The following is a 20,338-nucleotide window of genomic DNA, read 5'->3' on the forward strand; positions in this document are numbered from 1 at the left end:
ACAGCACCTCCTCGCGGCCCGGCCGGGGCAACCAAGCCCGGGCCCACCAGCCCGGAAGCACAACCTGGACCGTCCTCCCTCCAAGCCCGGTTCCGCAGTGGGCAGTCCGCACCGTCGATCGGCGGTGCCCTGCCAGCCGGTCTCGCCAGTGCGCCTGCTAAGATCACGCTGTCAGCCTTTCGGGCCGGATGCGTATCCGACCGAGAGGCTTTTTTTGTGCCCTGGCCCGCCTTGTCCTTCCCGCCGGTGTGCCCGCCCGCGTAGGTGTCATGTTTCGTGCCGCCGTATGACCACAGATTCGGCATGCGGTGCCACCCGTTGTTCGTCGTTCCCGTAAAGGGGTTTCATGTCTGACGTATCTGTGCGCCTCGCGAACGAAGCCGACCGTTCCGTGCTGGAACGCCTCTGGCTGATGTTCCGCCATGACCTGTCCGAGTTCAGTGACCTGCTTCCCAACCCGGACGGGACGTTCCGAAGCGAATGGCTCCACGCAGCCTTCGACGACACCGATTGGGCGCCGTACCTGCTGATGCGGGGCGAACACCCCGTCGGTCTGGCTCTCGTCCGCGGCCTGGCCGGCCACACGCGCGTGCTCAATAGCTTCTTCGTGGTGCGTGGGGCCCGGAGATCCGGGATCGGGCTACGGGCCGTTCAGGAGGTGGTCGCCAAGCACCCGGGCCCGTGGGAAGTCGCCTTCCAGGACGCCAACATGGCCGCAGCGCACTTCTGGCGCCGCGTCGCGGCCGAGATCGCAGCTGACGGATGGGCGGAGGATCGCAGGCCTGTTCCAGCTCGGCCCGATCTGCCGCCCGACGTATGGATCTCATTCGACGTGCGAGGGTAAGGAGGAGCCCGACGCTTCGAGTCGGTGGAACATCGAGCAAGATCCTGGCGGCGCCGGTGTGAGGGGCGGGTCATTCAGTGATGGTGACGCAGGCCAGCCCCACGCTGGAGCCCCCTCGGAAGCCTTCCGCGCACAGCCGCGTGCCCGCCGGGAAGTGCCTTTGGGGGTATGCCTGGTCCCGGTAGGTCCTGAACTTGGCGACGTCCTCGACCTTCGTGTTGGCGCTCCAGCCGTTGGTGGTCCACACGCGGGCGTGGATGCGGTTCGGCTGGTTGGTGTTGGTGACCGACACCTCGACCCTGCCCAGGTAGGTGCCATGGTCGTAGGTCTCGATGCAGACAGAGTTGTTACACCATTTGCCCTCAGCCGCTGCGGGCGGTCCGGCGGCGACGACGCAGCAGAGTGCGGCGGCGGCTGTTCCGACCCCTGCAGCGATCTTCTTCGTAACGGAGTACACGGCAAGCGACCTCAAGCATTCTTCCCGGCCTCACATGGAGGCATTGGATCCTGTCCCTCAAGGCCAGACAGATCGCGTCGTCCGATATGCGAGGGCCCGGGAAGATCAACGCCAGGCAAGATCAGGAGTTACGCCGCGCATCGCGTACGGGCCAGCGGCCGACGACTGCTGAGCCCGCACCGGCAGGACCGGTCGGAAACGTCGCCGCAATGCCGGCGGACAAGGCGTGAACGTGCCCGCCTCCAAGGACGGCCACACCATCGACCTCCCCGAGAACCTGGGCCGCCCCGGAGGCCCGGACGCCGCGTGCGGCAAAGCCTGACCTAGCGAACGTGCGTCTTGACCTCGCCGTACACCGCCCGGCTGCTCTGCAGCTCGCTGTGGCTGAGGCAGCCGGTCGTGCTGTTGACGGCACCGGAGAGGGCAACGCTGCTCTTGGGGTTGATGAGCATGTCGCATGGCGACCCCCATGTGGCGTAGCGGGGGGAACCGGGGGTTTCGTCACCTGAGTTGAGGGCGTTGAGGAAGTCGGATCCCGGCCGCATCTCGATGCAGGGGGCGCCGCCGCACCAGCGTGCGGTTTCGGTGCCGTGGTTGGGTCCTGCCAGGGAGACCCAGGCGTCGACCTTGGAAGTTCCGCCCAGGTTCTTGAGGTAGTAGCGGGAAGGCAGGGCGCCCATCGAGTGGGTGATGACGTCGACCTTGGTGGCGCCGGTGATGTCCAGGACACGGTCGATCTCATCGGCTAGCTGGGCTGCGGTCGTGGCGTTGGACTGTGTGGCGTTGTAGGTCCACTGGTCGAGGTGGGTGGTTGGCCAGCCGTCGGCCCGGAAGTGGCCGGCCATGGTGTTCCAGGTGGAGCCGTCGGAGTTCCAGCCGTGGACGAAGACGACGGGATCGGGGCGGTCGTCTTGCCGGTCGGCGGCGGAAGCGGGGGCGGGAAGGAGAGGCATGAGTACGAGGGGGAGCGCGAGCAAGCTCCGCAACAGGTTCCTGATCACGTGAGGTTTGTAGCGTGCCCGGCGGTTGAAACCACCAGGGTTGATCGGCTCACTCACCCGCCCGGGGGCAGTGCTTCACCGCAGAAACGTGACAGCTCGCCGGGCACCAGGTGCGTCGGGGGCACCGCCCGCGGATCCTGACGACGCGCCCTCGACAGGCGCCGGCCTGGCGGCCTCCCTTCGGCGCCGTCCGCCAGGAAGGCGCCGCTGCTCGCCCAGTGTGCGCGGCGTCAGGAACTGGCGGAGGCGGCGGAGCGCGCGGATCTCCAGCTCCAGCAGCAACGTGACGAGGGCGACTTGCAGCGCAGGCGCGAGACGTACGCGGTGCTCAACTCCGCAACCCGTGCCTACCGTACGGCCGGCTACGACCTGACGGCAGCCACTCGACATCGGGTGGCGCCCGGGCTCAACCTGAGGACCCACGAGGGCACTTGTGGCACGCGAATGCTGCCGCCAGGGTCTCCGCATACGGAGGGTCACTTTCCGTCGGTGGTGTTGTTGTCGTTCTCGAGGTACTCCAGGTGCAGCTGCCCAGCTCTGCTCGGAGAAGGTGGCGGAGGGCCTGACCGCATCGAAAGTGGACTGGGCGCGGTTCCGAGCCACCCCGGACAGCGCGCTCGAAACGTGCAGATTTCCGCAGTCACAGGGATGTCCGCCCGACGGAAGGCGGAGCCTGGATTGCGGGAATGCGCGACAAAGCATGCGAGCTGGAGCGCCGCATGCCCCGCTGACCAGAGGAAGCGTGCGATAAACCGATCAATGGACCCACCCCTACCTGCTCGGAAGCGGTCTCTAATCCATGTCCCTCCGGTAGCAGCCCGCATCGCTGCCGGACGAGGCGAACTTGGGCAGGTCGTTGCGGAAGAAGCGGATCGTCTGGTCCGGCGGCTGTGGATTTTGCAGTTCATTGACGGCCGCTGCAGAAATGATCAGACAAAACTTCTTGATCAATGGAGCGCGATCCCCCGAACGTAGCAATACAAGGGAGCCTTCGTACCGGCCCGCCTGATACATCCAGCCGCTGGCCCGGAACTCGAAGGACGGCTGTTGAGGCTTGTCCTGGCTTACGATAAACGGGGCAGGATCGCCGCTCCAGCGATTATTGACGGTGTCCGAATCCGGGTCGTAATACCACTCGACGCTCTCCCTCCAATAGAAGACCGGCCGCTTAGAAATAGAATTGGCATCGGTCGGAGTGAGCTGCAAGCGCGCTTCAGTGATTACTTCGACGTCCTCGCTCTTGAACCTGGTAGACACGGTCGGCCGCACATAGAACCGCACCCCATCGCCAAGCTTTTCGAGACGGAATAGATGAGGAAGCGTCATTTCGATGCTTGGCTGACGGTGCAACTCGGCGAAATTGTAGAGCGAAATAACGAGCGCGACGACAGCTGCCGCCGTAGCAGACCACTTGTGCACGATCTCGAATCGTTGTCTCCTATGAGATTCCACCGGCCTCGTCTCGGGGTCTTCCATTCCCCTACTCTGCCCGGAGGGCGCGGACCATCGTCTGTTTCGTTGCTCCGTATGCCCGACCTCCCAGCTCCTGGGCTCGGAGGGCCGCTCGGCCGGGGTCCGCGGGGACCGGTTCGCCGCTCTCCAGACCGCCCTGCTACAGGCGTCGGTGCGGGAGGACTTCCGACGCACGCTCGTCTTCCACGGCGTCGTGAAGGAGGCCGAGGCATTCGAGGCCGACCTCCCGTCGGGGCGCAGCTGCACGCGCCGGCCCGGCGTTGTGCCCGCAGGGGATCTGGGCAAACTGGCTGTGCAGGAGCACAAGCCGGGCCACCGGCGCCGTGTGCTGAGCAGCAAGTCCGCCAACGGAATCGGGACGGACGGCACGGCCGTGGAGAAGGGCTTCCTGGGCTCGGTGAAGGTCCTGGCGAGGGCGGGCTGACTCAGCCCGCACCAGCCCACACCATGCCCAGCAATCGGTGGGGCCCGCTTGGGGCCCCGAGGTAAGTGGCTCTGTCCGCGGGTTCCTTCGGTTTGCTCGTCACGCGCCCACCAGCGACCCCGCATGAGTACGCGGAGTACGAGCCACCTTGCCGGTGGGGACGGTCACTGGACGGCATACCGCGGAGCCCGGGGCACCGCGTCCACCGCTGCCCTAACCTTGCGGCATGAGCGCGCCAGGGGACGTGATCGGCGGACGGTTCGAGCTGGTTGATCGGCTCGGCAGCGGGGGGATGGGCACGGTCTGGCGAGCGCTGGACCGTGCTCTTCATCGTGAAGTGGCCGTCAAGGAAGTACGGTCGGCGGCCGGGCGGGACGATCCGGAATTCCGGCGGGTGCTGCGGGAGCGGGTGTTGCGCGAGGCCCGCGCCCAGGCCCGGATCAGCCATCCGAACGTGGTCACCATCCATCACATCGTCGACGAGGGCGAGCACCCCTGGCTGGTGATGGAGCTGCTGCCCGGCCACTCCCTCGACCAGCGTCTGGAGCAGGGACCGTTGTCGCCCGCCGAGGCCGCCCGGACCGGCCGCGAGGTGCTCGCCGGGCTGCGAGCGGCGCACGCGGCAGGCATCCGCCACCGGGACGTGAAACCCGCCAACGTGCTGATGCGGGCGGATGGTTCGGCTGTGCTCACCGACTTCGGCATCGCCGCCCTCCAGGACGCCGCCTCTCTCACGATGACCGGGGAGGTCATCGGGACCCCCGAATACCTGGCGCCCGAGCGGATCCGCGGCGCCGACCTGCCCGCCTCCGACCTGTGGTCGCTGGGCATGATGCTGTACGTGTGCGTGGAGGGTGTCAGCCCGATGCGCCGCGCCACCACCCTGGCCACGCTGGCCGCGGTCCTCGACGAGCCGGTGCCCGCACCCCGCCGGGCCGGGCCGCTGGCCGCCGTACTGGCCGAGCTACTGGTCCGCGACCCGGCCGCGCGGCCCGCTGCGGAACGGCTGGACCGTCTGCTGGCCGCCGTCGCCGAGGGCACCGGCCGCGCCGTACCGCCGGAGCCCACCCGCCTCGACCGGGCGCCCGGCTCCCCTCCCGATGCCTCGCCCGTGTCCGGCCGCCCGCCGTCCGCCGGCCGGTTCGGCCCGCCGCCGTCGCCGCCGCCGCCGGGCCCGGCTCCTCGGCCGGACCAGCCCGCGCCTGCGCCGGCGGCCACACCACCGCCCACTTCCGTGCCCTTCCCGCCGCACGAGACCACCCCCAGGGACGCACTGCCGACCCTCGGCCCCCTGAACGGCGGCGGCCCGCACGAGACCGGACCGGACCGCCGACGAAAGGCCACCGCGCTCGCCGCAGCGGCCGCCGTGACGGCCCTGGCGCTGCTCGGCATCGGCGGGCACGCCCTGTTCGCACCGGGCGCGGGCGGCCGCACGGACGGTAAGGGCACGGCCTCGCCGACAATCTCTGTGGTCTCCACGAGCCCGGGGTCACCCTCGGCAACCCCCACACCGGGCTCCACCGGCACACCGTCGACGGGCCCCGTCCCCACTCCGGGCACTACCGCGGGTACCGCCGGCGCGCCGGGCGCCACGGACACCCCGGCCGGTATGCCGCCGAGCACCCCGGCGGCCATCGTGCCCGGTGGCGACGACCCGGCACCCGGAGCCGGCCGCTGGATCGCCCAGCTCTACTCCGAGCCGGAGAGCACCGGTACCGCCGTACGCGATCAGCGGCTGGCGGCCATCCACGCCACGGCCCCGGAGGCCCGGGTGCTGCGCAGCCGGGACTACGCCTCCCTCAAACCCGGTTACTGGGTGGTCTACGCCCCCGGCCCGTTCGCCGACGGCCGGGCGGCACTCACCTTCTGCGCACAGAAGGGCCGGACCACCGCCAACGAGTGCATCGGCCGCTACCTCAGTAACGACCAGGGCGACTATGCGTACCAGTGCACCCCGCCGGCCGACTCCCCCGGCGGCCGCTGCCGGCATTCATGACGGGAGCCGCTGCAGCGAGTCGCGGTACGGCTCCACCAGGCACACTGGCACACTCCGTTGGCGCGCCCGTTCGGCGGCCTTCCCGTCTTCGTGGTCCGGGAGCTGCGGGTCTGCCGAGACGAACCGCCTGTGGTGGGCCTCCCCCGCCGCACTGTCTCAAACCGCTGGGACCCCGATGATGCTCCTGGAGCCGGGGGCGTTCTGCCGCGGGTGCATCAGGACCAGCCGCCTGGGCACACGCGGTGCATGTCCGGAGACCACGCACGTCCCACGAGCGCTCTTTTCCGTCCCGCCCCTGCCTCCGCCACCGAGACGCCACCGCACGGAGCAAGGCATGGGCGCCGCGAAGGGTTGGGCAGGCGGCTACGCCGCAGGATCCTCGCGTACCGCGACATCGAGTTCCTCTCCACCCGCATCCCCGGCGACCCCGGCCCCGGCCAGGAGTGCCTGCTCCTGGTCCACGGCCGCAAGGTCGTCGGCCAGATCCACTACCGGCTCTGCACGACTTGCGGAGAGGGTGTGATCACCGGCGTCGACATCGACGAACACTTCCTCTCCAGCGGACTGCCCACCCGCGCCCTGTCCCACCTGCGATCCCGCCACCCAGGCACCACCTGGCGCAGCACCCTGACCTTGCGCACCACACGCAACCTGCTGCGTCGCATGCGCATCCCCATCACCCCGGCCGACATCGCATGTGTCCACGCGCGCGCCCTGCCCGACCCGCTGCAACCGACCGGCTGACGAAGCCTGCGCGCCTCACGTGTCCGGTCCGCGCGGAGCTCTTGCGGCGGTGGCTCCCCCGAGCCCGGGCGAATTCACGGCTGACGAGGTGTTCACGAGCACACTCCTGTCAGACGCACCTCAGGGTCACGGCACACAACCCGCCTTCATGCGAATGTCCCCACCTCTGTCGAGAGGCAGGGATATTCACGAACGACCATTCAGGCAGCGCAGCCAAACCGATCAATCAATCGTCGCCAGCCGAACGCGTGTGACTCTTCTTCCGAACCGGCCGCCCACCGCACAAACGATGAGGAACGAAAACAGAACGGGGATCAGCGGGCCAAGCCCATAGCCTCGAACACAACACCTCCTTGGTGAGCGGGGCGTCAACTCGCCGAGTCAGGGCTCCAGCGGGAATTCCCGGCCTTGCCCATGGTCGCTCCCCGCTGCAATCGGCTGGGGCTTGCGGGCGGGGTCGTGAAGCGTTCCCTGCCCGCGCGGCCCAGGATCGGGTCTACTCGTCCTTGAGGTAACCGCCGACGAAGCCCCGGTAGTCACCCCAGACACGTTCGCGCTCGTCCCAGGAGCTGCCCCAGCACGACGCCGTCCAAATGGTCTCGCTCTGGGCGTTGTCGGCCGGCGGCGAGGAGATCCACTCCTTCACAGGGCTGTGGGAGAAGTCGCACCCCGGCACGAAGAGGTAGTGGGAGGCGCTGCCGGGGTACACCTTCGTGGTGTCCTTGCCCTTGACCTGGTAGTTGGTTCGCACCGAGACCCGCGAGACCTTCACGCCCATGAACTTGTCGGTGTACGAGTACGAGGCCCACATGTCGCGGTAGCCGGCCGCCCTCAGCGCGACACTGGAGTTGGGGGACGCATCATCGCCGCCGCCGGCGGACTCGCGCTCGACCACGACATCGCCGCCCGCCAGCACCGACCGCGTGATACCCGCCGCAGCCGGGGACTCGGCGTCCTCGAAGAGCTGCTTCATCAGGGAGCGGTCCTCGAGCAGGTCCAGGAACCGGGTCTTCTGGGTGCTCGAAAGGGCCGAGAATCCCTGCGCGGTCTCCTTGGCCTGCTCGTCCCCCTGAGCCACCTTCATCGCGAGGTAGGCCTGGTACTTGGCGACCCGCGAGGCCTGCGAGACCAGGCCGTCGTCGGCTTGAGCCGAGCCGGGCAGCATCGCCAGGGCTATTCCGGCAAGAGCGACGCCGGCAGTGGTGGTGAGGCCTTTTCTGATAACGGAGCGCATGCTGGATTCTCTCCTCTTAGCTTCCACTCGATTAATTCGGGAAAGAAAGGGAGAGATGCACAAACGTGTACCCCAAGGCCCTTGCCCCCCGTGTTGCGCGCCCGCCTTTTCGATCCCCTCGGTCGCGCCTCACAAACAGTGCCCGAGAGCGCCGCAGCACGTCAATCGATCTCAAATCATTTGAGGATCATCTGAGTTAAGACGACTCCGCAGACCGCCAAAGGCACGGAATTAAAGAATCCGCCAATTCGGAGTTGAGGATTCCGCGAGACTGGGGCAATACAATGCCCCGGAATACCCGCTTTCCCCCGATAACCCCTTGCGCCCCCTGTACGAGACAGCCCGCTGCCCTGCGGTCGGGGACGGCCAAGGCGTCCCACGAGGGATGAACGGGCGCTTTACGTCCCTGTGATGACCACGTCCGGGATGGTCTCGGTCAGCCGGCGGCGGGACCCGGAGCTGCGGAGTCCCCGAACAAGCGCTACACGTACTCGACGTCACGGGCAGGGCCGCGTGGCTTGTCGAGCGGGGCACCGGAGCGGGCACACGCCGCCCGCAAGACCCACAGCCTCTTGGGGCACCTATCACGTAGTCGGTCGTGATCAACAGGTCGTCCGGTGACGTGCACGAGCCAGATAGGGTGCCCTCGAAGTCCGGCATGAGGGGGATCGCGTTGGAGCGACGGAAGGTGATCGGGATCGGGGCGGGACTGGCGGTCCTACCCGCCTGGTGGGTCCTGCGCCAGGTGTCGAACGAGACCAAGCGGGACTGGCACACCGACACCGCACCGCTGGAGCGGGCCTTCCCGCTGCTGGGTCCGCTCAGCGACGCCAAGTGGGTCAGCAGCCGGGACAACGACGACCGGGGCATACCGTCGCCGGAGTTGGTGATCTCGGGCTTCGCCCGGCTGACACCGGGGAAACTTGCCGAGCTGACAGCGACCCACGCCTTCGTCTCCGAGGGACCGGCCGATGGCTTCTCCTCATGGTTCGAGAAGCCCCTCAAGGGCGAGGGGCCGGAGAACCCACAGTGGGTCCGCTCCCACGAGCTCGACCGTGACGGCAGCGGCTACTCCACCAAACTGTGGTTCGACCGTCGCAGCGACACCCTCCGCTTCTGGGCCCTCAATCCGTACGGATAGGCCCGTATCTGGCACGATCATTGGCCACCACCCCGTCACCGCCGTGCTTCGCCGAGCCACATGCGGGCGGAACGGACGGCCCTGGAGGCACGCTCCACGGCCCGCCGGAGGTAAATGTCGGTCCATCACGGGCCGACGGTGGAACGCTTCGTGGGGTTCGTGGCGACTACGATGCGTGGGTTCGGCAGGGCAGGACGGCGGGGGCGTGGCGTGAGCGGTTACGGCGGGGGCGGGTACGGGGGTCCGGTGGGCGGGGCGGGCAGTCCGCCGCCGGCGGGGTGGGCGGGCCAGGGCTCCCCGGTCCCGCCGCCGGGACCCCCCTACGCCCCGCCGCCGGGGTATCCGTACGCGCAGCCGGTCCCGCCGCAGGGGTACCCGTACGCCTGGGCCCATCCGCCGGTCCCGCCGCCCCGCGTCGAGCCGTCGCGGGGGCGGAAGATCCTGCGCGGCATCTACAACCCGTTCTACGCCGCCCAGCTGGCCTTCCGCCCTTCGCGTCCAGAGATCGTGAACGATCCGGAGGTCCGCAAGCTCCAGCTGTGGCGGACCGCGCTGGGGCTCGTGGCCTGGGTAGGCCTGATGGTCACCTACAACGCCGTCGTCAGCGCCGACGACGTCAAGGCCGTGGCGGACGATCGCTTCAACCAGAGCTGGTCCAGCGTTCTGGTGCTGGTCTGCACCTTCCCCGTGGTGGTCGGCGCGTTCGTGGCAGCCGCCCGGGGAGCGTTGCGGCGCGTCTACCTGCGACGGGCCCTGCGTTCGCTCGGCGCGGTGGTGGCCATCATGGCGTCCATGGGCACCTCGGCGCTCGCGATGGCGCCGGAGTTGGCGGGGCTCCGGGACGCTGTCGGGCTGCCGGGGAAGATCATCATCGGGGTGCTGTGCCTGTGGTCGATCGGTTTCGCTCTCTACGGCATCGGCTTGTCGCTCGTGCACGTCTTCCGCACCGCCGACATCCACGAGGTGGTGCCGCCGATCCTCGCCGGCACCCTGGTGTGGGAGATGGCGCTCCTGGACCTGGTCACAGGCGCCTACCCGCAGGTCCCGGCGGGCGCCCGGGCGGTCTTCATCCTCGGCGCCCCCATCACCGTCACGGCCCTGTCCTGGTGGGAGATGCACCGACTGCGCCGCCACCACGGGCTGACCGTCCGCAACGCGCTGGGGCGTTGACGGCCCGGCCGCGCGGCCGGGTTCCGCGGAAGAAGACCCAAGCTCTTGTTGCGGGCTCAGCCGACGGACCGCAGGTTCTGCAGGTCTCGCACAACGGGTGACCTGGTCGGGGTCGTCATCACGTACCTGCGAGCGCAAGACAGCGCCTCGGGTACTGCCGGCCAGTCGAGTGCGGCACCACCGCCCGGCTCGGGCGAGCAGCGTCCTCGTCGTACGAGACGTACTCACAGCATTGTCCCCGGCATGTACGGAACACCGGGGACCTACTGAGCGCGCTCCTCGACTGCGTCACCGAACCGTGCCCGAAACTCATCAGCGAAGACGAACCACGCGCGCTGACAGTGCTCCTCGGGCTACTCGAGGACACCGAGCAGCCCGAGGACGTCCACCGGCCCGCTCGGCCCGACAAGAGACGCGCGGTGAGCACGATCTGCGAGGTGAGCCGCTTCGGCGGCCCAACGACGGGCTCGCCCGCCGAAGCGGCGCGGCGCGGGTCAGGCCCGCAGGTGGCGATGGCGGCGTCGAGCCCTCAGAGGCGGACGGCCCCGCCAGGAGAGCCCTGCCCCAGCCCTCGGCGAGTCCGGTCTGCCGCGCCGTCGACAGGGTTTTTCAATTGCCCCCGCGACCCTTCTTGCACGAAGCCCCCTCGGGGCCTCGTGCGGCCACCTGAGCGCCAAACACGCACCTCACGCAGGGGGGATAGGCCACCTATCTCGCATCGCCCCACGGAGGCATCTAAGCGACCTGAAGGGCCGATAGACCATGGCATACACGCTGACGGGAAATAGGATGGAGTGGATGTCGGCCCCGGAGCCGGACATCCATCCATGACCACGTCCGGCCACTCCGCACTGCCTGTTGCATCCCCCTCTCCACACGCCCGCTCCATGAGGGAGCGCGGCTTGTGCTGCCCTGAAGGAGTCTTTCGTGACCGATCCCGGCAACCCGACCGTGCCCGCCCCGGCCGCCGTTCCCGCCTCGCTCGCCGGCAAGAGCCCGGCGCCGACGCCGTCTTACGACGCCAATACCATCAGCGTCCTCGACGGGCTCGATGCGGTCCGCAAACGACCGGGCATGTACATCGGATCGACCGGCGAACGCGGCCTGCACCACCTGGTGCAGGAAGTGGTCGACAACTCCGTGGACGAGGCGCTGGCCGGCGTGGCCGACACCATCGCCGTCACGATCCTCGCCGACGGTGGCCTCCAGGTCGCCGACAACGGCCGCGGCATTCCCATCGACATCGTTGCCTCCCAGGGCAGGCCCGCCCTGGAAGTCGTCCTCACCGTGCTGCACGCCGGCGGCAAGTTCGGCAGCGGCGGCTACGCCGTCTCCGGAGGCCTGCACGGCGTCGGCCTCTCCGTCGTCAACGCCCTGTCGACGAGGGTGTCCGCGGAGGTGCGCAAGGACGGTTACCGGTGGAGTCAGGAGTTCAAAGCCGGCGCGCCCACCGCTCCGCTCGCCCGGCACGAAGCCACCACCGTCACGGGCACCACCATCACGTTCTGGGCTGACGACAGCATCTTCGAGACCACCGCCTACTCCTTCGAGACCCTCTCCCGGCGCTTCCAGGAAGTCGCCTTCCTCAACAAGGGCCTGACCATCTCACTCGCCGACGAACGCGCCTCGGCAAGAGCCACCACCGGCGCCGAATCGGCCGACGGTGACACCGACCGGCCCGCCCGCACGGTGACCTACCACTACGAGGAAGGCATTGCCGACTTCGTCACCCACCTCAACTCCCGCAAGGGCGAGACCGTCCACCCCACCGTCATCTCCATCGGAGGCTCCGACCCCGAGCGGACAATGTCCGTCGAGATCGCGATGCAGTGGAACACCGGCTACAACGAAGGCGTCTACTCCTTCGCGAACGCCATCCGCACCCATGACGGAGGTACGCACGAAGAAGGGTTCCGCACCGCCCTGACCGCTTTGGTCAACAAGTACGCGCGCGACAAAAAGCTGCTCCGCGAGAAGGACGACAACCTCGCCGGCGAGGACATCCGCGAGGGTCTGACGGCGATCATCTCGGTCAAGCTGGGCGAGCCGCAGTTCGAGGGCCAGACCAAGACCAAGCTGGGCAACACCGAAGCCAAGTCCTTCGTCCAGCGCGTGACGTACGAGCTCCTGTCCGACTGGTTCGACCGCAACCCGGTCGAGGCCGCGGACATCGTCCGCAAGTCGATCCAGGCGGCCACCGCGCGCGTCGCGGCCCGCAAGGCCCGTGACCTGACGCGCCGCAAGGGTCTGCTGGAGAGCGCCTCGCTGCCGGGCAAGCTGTCCGACTGCCAGTCGAACGACCCGACCAAGTGCGAGATCTTCATCGTCGAGGGCGACTCGGCCGGCGGCTCCGCGAAGTCCGGCCGCAACCCGATGTACCAGGCCATCCTGCCGATTCGCGGCAAGATCCTGAACGTCGAGAAGGCCCGTATCGACAAGATCCTCCAGAACACCGAAGTCCAGGCGCTGATCAGCGCGTTCGGTACCGGTGTGCACGAGGACTTCGACATCGAGAAGCTCCGCTACCACAAGATCATCCTGATGGCGGACGCCGACGTCGACGGCCAGCACATCAACACCCTGCTGCTGACCTTCCTGTTCCGCTTCATGCGGCCGCTGGTCGAGGCTGGTCACGTGTACCTGTCGCGCCCGCCGCTGTACAAGATCAAGTGGGGCCGGGACGACTTCGAGTACGCGTACTCGGACCGCGAGCGCGACGCGCTGGTGGAGCTCGGCAAGCAGAACGGCAAGCGGATCAAGGAAGACTCGATCCAGCGCTTCAAGGGTCTGGGCGAGATGAACGCCGAGGAGCTGCGCGTCACCACCATGGACGTCGACCACCGCGTGCTCGGCCAGGTCACCCTGGACGACGCGGCCCAGGCCGACGACCTGTTCTCGGTGCTGATGGGCGAGGACGTCGAGGCACGGCGCTCCTTCATCCAGCGCAACGCCAAGGACGTTCGGTTCCTCGACATCTGAGTCGGCCTCCGCTGACCGCCGAACCGAGCCCCGCCACCACGGACCTCTACAGGTAGAGGGCGGCTTCGGCACAGGACATGCCCAGTGCGGAGGCGGGCCGTTTCGATATCGCGTTCGCCAGCGAGGGCGGGCCTCGATCGACAACCGGCCCGCTTCCGCGTCCCCCACCGGCTCGCCGTCGAGGACCAGGCCGTCGGGGAGCTGCTCCGCGGCCCCCACCAGGTCCGGGAACCGGTCCTGGTGAGGCCGCGCCGGGTCTGCAACAACATCCGGCCGCCTGGTCCAGCCGGTGTGAACAGGATCGCCCGGTGCCGTCGCACTTCGGCTCAAAGGCCAGCGGGTCCCGCACGCCGGGGCCCGGCACTGGCTCCGCGGCCCGCGGCCTGCGTCAGCATCCGGGGCGGTCTCGGGCCCGGCTACGGCACGGTGACGGGCACCTGCCGCCGGCCCCGTCCCTGCTGCTCACCCCACTCCCCCGCCGTCCCGGAATGCGTCTCCGTCCATCCCGCCCTGCACGACCGTAGAGGCCACCCCCACCGCTGCACCGGGGACCACAAGCCAGAGGCCGCGGTCGGGCCGGCCCCGGCCCCTCTCCGGCGGAGGCGTGCCAACCTGCCGCCCGGCAGGAGGACTACGGCCGCTCCGACACCAGCCTCGCGGTTGCGGCAGCGGCGGCCGACGACCGCGTCGGCCCGTTGGCCCGTTGGCCCGGCCACATGACAGGACCCGGCCGGTGATGGTGACTACGGGCCCGGCCGGGTCCTGTGTACGGGGGCGCAAAGACCGATCTGATGAGGTCAGAACTCGTCTTCGCGCATTTCGTCATCGCCGCGCTCACGGCGCATCTGCTCCAGGCGGCGCTGGGCCATCTCCTCGGGGCTCATCTTGCCGGAGCGCTCCTCGCGGGTACCTGGGTGGACGGGATCCTGCCCCACAGGACGCATGCGCTCCTGCTCCTCACGGCTCTTGCGCGGGTCCTGGCGCTTGTCCTGCTTACCGCCCATGACGAAACTCCTCTATGCGCTGAAGGCTCCCTCCCACACTGACACGCACAGTGACATTTCGCATCATGTGGGTGACCGATCTGGTCCGCCCCGCGAGCCTGCTCTACGACCTTTCGCAGCGGCCGCTGGGTAGGCGCCTGGCAGAGGTCGCCACGATCCTGGCCGGAGCCCCGAGCGAGACCCCCGAGACCCCGTTGGGGGCTCATGACGCACCGGACGCGGCCCCCTGCGGCAGCCGCCCGCGACACACCGCACGGCGCGTCGGCCGGCGGCCGCGGCCGGAGGCCCGCCGGCCCCCGGCACATCCCCATCGCGTCCAGATTCAGCCGCTGGTGCTGAAGAAGTCGCACCAGGCGGCGGCTTGCAGCGCAAGGCCGCCCGTCAGGAATGGCGCGACGCCGGCGTGCGCTGGGGAAGCAGGGCGAGTCATCGCCCCAGGAATCGGGCTATCGCCGCCACGAACCAGTGGCCGTCGTCGAGCCAGGGGTAGTGGCCCGCCCCTGGCTGTACGACGAGTGCGGCATGAGGGAAGAGGCCCGCGAACTCGGCTGCCGACTCCGGAGGGCTGTTCACGTCGAACTCCCCGGCGAGCAGCAGGGTGGGGGCCTGGCAGGTGGCGAGTGCCGCGCGAGTGGCTTTCGGGCTGAAGGCGCCCTCGGTTCCGAAGAGGGCGACGGCTTCCTGGTTGTCGGGTCGGCTGGCCGTGTGGTGCTGCTGGGCCGCGGTGTCCCAACGGCCGTGGAAGAAGGGTGCGATCGCCTCCGGGTCGCCGCCTGCACCGGTGGTGAGGGCCTCCAGGGCGGTGTATGCCGCTGGGAACCACGGCTCGTCCTTCCGTAGCCGGGCGAGTTCGCGCCGCATCTCCCCGGTGATCTCGATACCGACGGCTCGGGTGCTGGGGCCGACGAGTACGAGCTTGCTGAGGTGCTGCGGGTAGCGGGCCGCGTACTGCGTCGCGACGTTCGTGCCGGCGGAGTGGGCGAGTAGGTCCATTTGCGGGAGGCCCAGGTGTTCCCGCAGGGCCTCGACGTCGTCGACCAGGCGGTCGCAGCGGTAGGAAGCGGCGTCCGCAGGTATCGCGGACCGGCCGGTGCCGCGCAGGTCCAGGACGATCAGCCGGCGGTGCGCTGACAGGCCGCCGATGTCGCCGAGGTAGCGCGAGTCGGCAGGGCCGCCGGGGATGCACACGACGGGGTCGCCCTCTCCGAGGACTCGATAGGCGAGCAGGGTGCCGTCAGGTGTGTGGAAGGTGGGCATGAGGCGCACCCTGCCATCGATAACCGGGTTATACAACCTGGTTATATCCGTGGCGTCCAGGGTGTATAACCGAGCCATGGCAGGCGAAGAGGACGTACAGAACCCCGCGGCGCTGACCGAGGAACAGGCCGGGCGGATGCTCGCCGAGATGAACGAGGTCATCCGGGCGGGCGAGGAGATGAGACAGCTCCGCGCTGAAATGATCAAGGTACTCGTCGGCCTGGGATGGACTCAGGAGAAGATCGCCCGGCTCACCGACATGAGCCAGCCCGCCGTCTCCAAGCAGATGGCGAAGTACCGCTCGGCCGATCCGCTCCCCCCGATGAGGCTCTCCCTCGACCAGCACGACACGCCGTGGCTGGAGGGGCGGCTATGGGGCCTCGCGGAGGAGATCTCCGAGAACTTCCACGACACCGCCCGCTGTACACGCCACGTCAACGCCATCGCCCGGGGCAGGAAGCGCTTCACCCCGCGGCACGTCGACGAACTGCGACGCCTCCTCGAAGAGGACCTCCTGCTGCACCGGGCGGACATGCCCGGCAGCTACCGCGATGCGTACGACGAGATCAGCCGCGCACTGGACGTCCCCTCGCCGGCCCCGAGCACCGCCACCGCACCTGCCTCGGTACGCCGCGCCCTCGCCCACCGGCTCCAACGCGACCGGCTCCGGGCCGCCGAATAGCACCCCGCCAGCCGCACTCCCCCGCCGAGGACCAGGCCGCCGGGTCCGGCGTCGTCGGTGCCGGCTGGCCGGGCCGGCCTGCCTCATCCCGATGCCCCGCCGGGCGTCGGGATGACGCCGAGCTGCTGAAGGAAGCCGAGGACGTCCTTGTCCGACCACTTCTCGGCGAGCTTGCCGTTCTCGATGCGGTGGATCACCGTCCCGGTCATCGTGATCGGCCTGCCGGTGGCAGGGATGCCCGGGAGGTCCCTCTCGTGCACTCCCCGGGCCGTCAGCCGGGTCACGACTCTGTCCCCCTCCGCGATCTGGTCTTCGATCTCGTGGGTTCCGGGTGTCGCCTCCCAGAACAGACGGAACGCCTGCTTGAGTCCCTCGCGACCGGGTGCGAACCCTGGAAAGGGCGGAGGCGAGTGGTCTAGGTAGTCCTCGGCCACGAGCTCGTCCATGGCATCCACGTTGCCCGCGTCGATCTCCTGGTAGAAGCGGCGAACCAGCCTCTTGTTCTCCTCAGTGGACACGGGACCCCTCTGCGCTCACTCGCATCGCCGGAACGGCACACGAACCGAATCGTCACCCCCGGCTTCCCTGGTCACATCCTCGGCACGCCAGGCCACGATGGACCTTCACCCAGAAGCAGTCGTGCAAGTGACTCACAGCGAGAGCGAAGGGGACGAACCGTGCCTGATGCGGTACGCCGGGACAGAATCAGGCGGGCTGGGGCTGCCGTAGTTCTGCCTGCCCGAAGAGGAGGGCGTAGCCGCCCGGGAGCTGGTGGAGGATCCGGGCGAGGAGGTCGGGGCCGGCCAGGCGCGTGACGGTGGCGAGGACGGCCCCGGTGTCCCAGCGGGTGGTGGCCGGTGTGCCGCCGGTGCGGGCGGCCAGGTCTTTGACGAAGCCCCAGCCGGTGAGCTGTTCGGTGTCGGGGATCTGGGCGGTGAGGGTGAGGGCGGCCTCGATGGGCAGGCATTGTGCGAGGTCGACGCGTTCGTCTCCGGTGAGCTGGCGGCCGAGGGCTGCGAGGACGTTGTGGACGGCATCTGCGGCGCGTTCGCGGGTGGGGTAGGCGCCTTCGTAGCGCACGCGTTCCAGCATCTGGTCGAACGTCATGGCCGCACGGGACGGGTTCGCTCGAGGCTGGTCGTACATGGTGCTGCGGTTGCCTTTCTCTTCGAGGTCTCTTCGAGGGTTCGGTTTCCTGCCGGTGACGGCGGGCGGTCAGGTGGGCTGGGGGCGGCCGAAGAGGAGGTCGTAGCCGGGCGGGAGCTGGAGCAGGACCTCGCGCATGAGGGCGTCTCCCGCTGCGGCGGCCACGGTGGACAGGACCGCGCCGATGTCCCACAGGGCCGTCTTCTCGGTGGCGCCTTCGATCCAGGCCGCGGTCGCGCGGACGTAGCGTTCGGGGGAGAGCGGTTCGGCGGCCTGCAGCGGGTTCAGGAGGATCAGGGCGTACGTTTCCGGGAGCCGGGCGGCGAGCTCGGCCCGCACGGTGCCGACCAGGTGCGCGCCCAGGAGGGCCAGGACGACGCGGGCCGCTCGTTCGGCTTCTTCCCGAGACTGGTACTCGCCGCGTTCCTGGACGTGGTCCAGGAACGCCTCCCCGCGCATCGACATCACGTCACCTCCGAGGGAGGGGGAAGGGGCGGCGGAGGAGGGGGTGCGGAGGGGTCAGTCCCCGTCCTCCGCCGCTGGTGCCGGGCTGTTCAGCCGGAGATCTGCTTGCGGCCGGACTCGCCGCCGATGGAGATCTTGCGGGGCTTGGCACGCTCGGCGATCGGGATCCGCAGGGTCAGGACACCGGCGTCGTAGTCGGCTTCGATGCGCTCGGTGTCGAGGGTGTCAGCCAGCATGATCTGGCGGGAGAAGACACCCAGGGGCCGCTCGGAGAGCTCCATCTGCACGCCGTCGGACTTCTCCGCGGGCCGGCGCTCGGCCTTCACGGTCAGCATGTTCCGCTCGACGTCGATGTCGATCGCCTCGGTGCTCACTCCGGGGAGGTCGAAGGCGATCACGTACACGTCGCCCTGACGGTAGGCGTCCATCGGCATCACGGACGGCTTCGACCAGGTACCCGACGCACCCGACAGCTGCTGGACGATGCGGTCCATCTCGCGGAACGGGTCGGTGCGCATCAACATCGCGAAACACCTCCAGTTGGTTCAGGCAGAAACTGCCAATGCGCTTCAACGTGCTTCCGTTGTAACATGTCATCGAAACGATGACAAGCAAGGTGTCACCTGAAGGATGACAGAGTCGGAGAGCGCTGTGAAGGAAACCACCCCACCGACCCCGCAGGTCTCCTTCCTGGCCGCCGCCGCGGCGCTGGAGACCATCGACCAGGCCGTGAGAAGCGCGCAGGAGGACCCCGGAAGTACACCGACGGCCCGAGCGGCGTCCGTACTGGCCTCGGGCCCGCACCCGGCCCTCGCCGCCCTGCTCATGCTGCGTGAGGTCCGCGAACAGCTCGCGGGCTGGGAGAGCGGCCTGATCGAAACCGCGCGCGGCCAGGGCGCGAGCTGGGCCGACCTTGCCGGCCCCCTCGGGGTCGCCAGCCGCCAGGCCGCCGAACGCCGATACCTGCGCCTGCGCCCCGGCACCGCCGGAACCACCGGCGAGGAACGCGTCCAGGCCACCCGCGACATGCGCGCCGCCGACCGCACCGTGACCGCCTGGGCCCGCGACAACGCGGCCGACCTGCGCCGGCTCGCGGGCCAGATCACTGCCCTCGCCGGCCTTCCCGCCAGCGCCCAGGGTGCCGTCGACGACCTGAACGCGGCCCTCGCCGACAATGACGCTGCCCGCCTCGTCCGGCCGCTGTCCGACACCCGGACTCATCTGCGGCCCGAGGACGCCGAGCTCGCCGAACGCATCGATGCCTTGACCCGACACACCGACCAGCTCCGACAGGACACCCATGACCAGCGCAGCACGTGACTCGTAAACCCGAGAACCACCGACTGGCCGACGGGCGCCCCAAGCGGCCCCGCTCGTAGATCCAAGGAGTGATCCACCATGGGTGAACATCCGCCCCGGGACGCCGGCGGCAACGGCGTCGCCGTAGAGGTCCAGGACCGCACGGTCACGGTCCGGCCCGCCGGCGAGATAGACATCGAGACAGCACCCGCCCTGCAGCTCGCCCTCACCGAAGCACTCACCCACGCCTCCCCCACCAGGCCCGTGGCGGTCGACTGCAGCCTCCTCACCTTCTGCGACTCCTCGGGGCTCAACGCGCTCCTCACGGCGCGACGCTCAGCGCAGGAGACCGGCACCGTGATCCGCCTCGCCGCCCCCAATTCCCAGCTCCTGCGCCTCCTTGAGCTGACGGGCGCCCTGTCCCTCTTCCCCCTGGATCAGGACCCGCCGACGAGCGTCGGCCGCCCTCCGAGTGGATGCTCGGACGGACCCCCTCGATAGACAGGCTGGTGGTGCGCGGACAGCGATGGGCACGCCCCCGCATCGACCCGACCGCGGAGACCGCTGCCCCGCCGTCCGGCACCGGGGTCCCGCTTCCCGCGCACAGCCCTGGACACCGCCGGAGCCAGTGACGCCGCACCGCGCGCACGGCGCGGGACCCCGCGCCACGCATGCCCGTGCTGCATGTGCGGTTGGTTGTAGTAGCGGGCGAACTGCTCCAGGTAGGACGGTTCGCCGCTGTGCTTGGATTCGTCGAACCCGGGAGCGTCCTTGATCTGGTCCTTGGTCCGGTCGACGTAGACCTTTTCCTCCCCCAGGTCGATCATCTTGATCGTCCCGGCGGGCAGCAGCACGTGCTTCCGAAGATCCATACCCCGGTGTCCACGACGACGTAGGAGGCGCCGACCTCCTCGGAATGCTTGCTGATCTTGCCGATGCTGCCGTCCGTGGCCTCGACCTTGTAGCCGACGATGTCGGTGCCGGGCGGCGGCCCCTGCCGGCAAGGCCTTGGGATCGCGGGG

General features: G+C 69.1%; 20 protein-coding genes and 1 pseudogene. 10 read left to right on the plus strand and 11 right to left on the minus strand.

The annotated features are described in order from the left end of the window. The first annotated feature begins 346 nt into the window (after positions 1-346). Positions 347-844 carry a GNAT family N-acetyltransferase gene (locus AB5J51_RS02425; protein ID WP_369776616.1) on the plus strand — a complete coding sequence of 166 codons (498 nt, stop codon included), beginning with the start codon at positions 347-349 and terminating at the stop codon, positions 842-844. Positions 845-914: 70 nt separating this feature from the next. Here AB5J51_RS02425 and AB5J51_RS02430 read toward each other — a convergent pair whose 3' ends face one another. The 3 genes from AB5J51_RS02430 to AB5J51_RS02440 form a co-directional block, all read right to left on the minus strand. Continuing rightward, a complete protein-coding gene (locus AB5J51_RS02430; RefSeq protein ID WP_053791159.1) occupies positions 915-1,301 on the minus strand; it encodes a hypothetical protein in 387 nt (128 codons plus the stop codon). 323 nt (positions 1,302-1,624) lie between these two features. Further along, entirely contained in the window at positions 1,625-2,254 is a 630-nt protein-coding gene (locus tag AB5J51_RS02435; protein WP_078988198.1) for a triacylglycerol lipase, read from the minus strand. An 840-nt stretch (positions 2,255-3,094) separates the two neighbouring features. Then, a complete protein-coding gene (locus AB5J51_RS02440; RefSeq protein WP_369776619.1) occupies positions 3,095-3,778 on the minus strand; it encodes a hypothetical protein in 684 nt (227 codons plus the stop codon). A 148-nt stretch (positions 3,779-3,926) separates the two neighbouring features. On the opposite strand from AB5J51_RS02440, the gene AB5J51_RS02445 reads away from it, so the two are divergent. The 3 genes from AB5J51_RS02445 to AB5J51_RS02455 all read left to right on the plus strand — a co-directional run bounded on the left by AB5J51_RS02445 (position 3,927) and on the right by AB5J51_RS02455 (position 6,939). Continuing rightward, on the plus strand, positions 3,927-4,199 hold the full coding sequence (locus AB5J51_RS02445) for a hypothetical protein (RefSeq protein ID WP_369776620.1): 273 nt from the start codon (positions 3,927-3,929) through the stop codon (positions 4,197-4,199). A 226-nt stretch (positions 4,200-4,425) separates the two neighbouring features. Further along, positions 4,426-6,195: a protein kinase gene (locus tag AB5J51_RS02450; RefSeq protein ID WP_369776622.1), complete on the plus strand. Its 1,770-nt coding sequence runs from the start codon at positions 4,426-4,428 to the stop codon at positions 6,193-6,195. Positions 6,196-6,546: 351 nt separating this feature from the next. After that, a complete protein-coding gene (locus AB5J51_RS02455) occupies positions 6,547-6,939 on the plus strand; it encodes a hypothetical protein (protein ID WP_369776625.1) in 393 nt (130 codons plus the stop codon). A 496-nt stretch (positions 6,940-7,435) separates the two neighbouring features. On the opposite strand, the gene AB5J51_RS02460 is transcribed toward AB5J51_RS02455, so the two are convergent. Then, positions 7,436-8,173 (minus strand): hypothetical protein, encoded by a 738-nt coding sequence (locus AB5J51_RS02460; protein ID WP_136227071.1) that lies wholly within the window; start codon positions 8,171-8,173, stop codon positions 7,436-7,438. Between the two features lie 673 nt (positions 8,174-8,846). On the opposite strand from AB5J51_RS02460, the gene AB5J51_RS02465 reads away from it, so the two are divergent. The 3 genes from AB5J51_RS02465 (at position 8,847) to gyrB (ending at position 13,463) form a co-directional block, all read left to right on the plus strand. Further along, entirely contained in the window at positions 8,847-9,314 is a 468-nt protein-coding gene (locus AB5J51_RS02465) for a hypothetical protein (RefSeq protein WP_369776626.1), read from the plus strand. Positions 9,315-9,524: 210 nt separating this feature from the next. Beyond that, positions 9,525-10,484 carry a hypothetical protein gene (locus tag AB5J51_RS02470; RefSeq protein WP_369776628.1) on the plus strand — a complete coding sequence of 320 codons (960 nt, stop codon included), beginning with the start codon at positions 9,525-9,527 and terminating at the stop codon, positions 10,482-10,484. A 927-nt stretch (positions 10,485-11,411) separates the two neighbouring features. Then, positions 11,412-13,463: a DNA topoisomerase (ATP-hydrolyzing) subunit B gene (gene gyrB, locus AB5J51_RS02475; RefSeq protein WP_369776629.1), complete on the plus strand. Its 2,052-nt coding sequence runs from the start codon at positions 11,412-11,414 to the stop codon at positions 13,461-13,463. Positions 13,464-14,260: 797 nt separating this feature from the next. On the opposite strand, the gene AB5J51_RS02480 is transcribed toward gyrB, so the two are convergent. Both AB5J51_RS02480 and AB5J51_RS02485 read right to left on the minus strand, forming a co-directional pair. Next, complete coding sequence (locus AB5J51_RS02480) at positions 14,261-14,467, minus strand: hypothetical protein (protein WP_369776631.1); 207 nt, start codon at positions 14,465-14,467, stop codon at positions 14,261-14,263. Positions 14,468-14,893: 426 nt separating this feature from the next. Beyond that, positions 14,894-15,724, minus strand: coding sequence for an alpha/beta fold hydrolase (locus AB5J51_RS02485; protein ID WP_369776632.1), 831 nt, complete (start codon positions 15,722-15,724; stop codon positions 14,894-14,896). Positions 15,725-15,800: 76 nt separating this feature from the next. Between AB5J51_RS02485 and AB5J51_RS02490 the strand changes: the two genes are divergently transcribed. Continuing rightward, on the plus strand, positions 15,801-16,406 hold the full coding sequence (locus tag AB5J51_RS02490) for a sigma-70 family RNA polymerase sigma factor (protein ID WP_369776634.1): 606 nt from the start codon (positions 15,801-15,803) through the stop codon (positions 16,404-16,406). Between the two features lie 83 nt (positions 16,407-16,489). On the opposite strand, the gene AB5J51_RS02495 is transcribed toward AB5J51_RS02490, so the two are convergent. The 4 genes from AB5J51_RS02495 to AB5J51_RS02510 form a co-directional block, all read right to left on the minus strand. Continuing rightward, a complete protein-coding gene (locus tag AB5J51_RS02495) occupies positions 16,490-16,924 on the minus strand; it encodes an ester cyclase (RefSeq protein WP_053790925.1) in 435 nt (144 codons plus the stop codon). 187 nt (positions 16,925-17,111) lie between these two features. Beyond that, on the minus strand, positions 17,112-17,552 hold the full coding sequence (locus tag AB5J51_RS02500; protein WP_136226300.1) for a DUF2267 domain-containing protein: 441 nt from the start codon (positions 17,550-17,552) through the stop codon (positions 17,112-17,114). A 69-nt stretch (positions 17,553-17,621) separates the two neighbouring features. After that, positions 17,622-18,017, minus strand: coding sequence for a DUF2267 domain-containing protein (locus tag AB5J51_RS02505; protein WP_053790927.1), 396 nt, complete (start codon positions 18,015-18,017; stop codon positions 17,622-17,624). Positions 18,018-18,106: 89 nt separating this feature from the next. Beyond that, on the minus strand, positions 18,107-18,541 hold the full coding sequence (locus AB5J51_RS02510; RefSeq protein WP_030226840.1) for an Hsp20/alpha crystallin family protein: 435 nt from the start codon (positions 18,539-18,541) through the stop codon (positions 18,107-18,109). A gap of 106 nt (positions 18,542-18,647) precedes the next feature. Here AB5J51_RS02510 and AB5J51_RS02515 point away from each other — a divergent pair, with 106 nt between their 5' ends. Then, on the plus strand, positions 18,648-19,337 hold the full coding sequence (locus tag AB5J51_RS02515; protein WP_133895509.1) for an HSP18 transcriptional regulator: 690 nt from the start codon (positions 18,648-18,650) through the stop codon (positions 19,335-19,337). A gap of 78 nt (positions 19,338-19,415) precedes the next feature. Beyond that, the gene (locus tag AB5J51_RS02520) at positions 19,416-19,817 is read left to right on the plus strand and encodes an STAS domain-containing protein (protein WP_369776638.1); all 402 of its coding nucleotides are present in this window, start codon (positions 19,416-19,418) and stop codon (positions 19,815-19,817) included. A 191-nt stretch (positions 19,818-20,008) separates the two neighbouring features. Here the strand turns inward: AB5J51_RS02520 and AB5J51_RS02525 are convergent. Further along, positions 20,009-20,331, minus strand: a pseudogene (locus AB5J51_RS02525) (PRC-barrel domain-containing protein); the annotation flags it as partial. Positions 20,332-20,338 lie beyond the last annotated feature (7 nt).

The organism is Streptomyces sp. R33 (assembly GCF_041200175.1).
Lineage (GTDB): Bacteria > Actinomycetota > Actinomycetes > Streptomycetales > Streptomycetaceae > Streptomyces > Streptomyces katrae_B.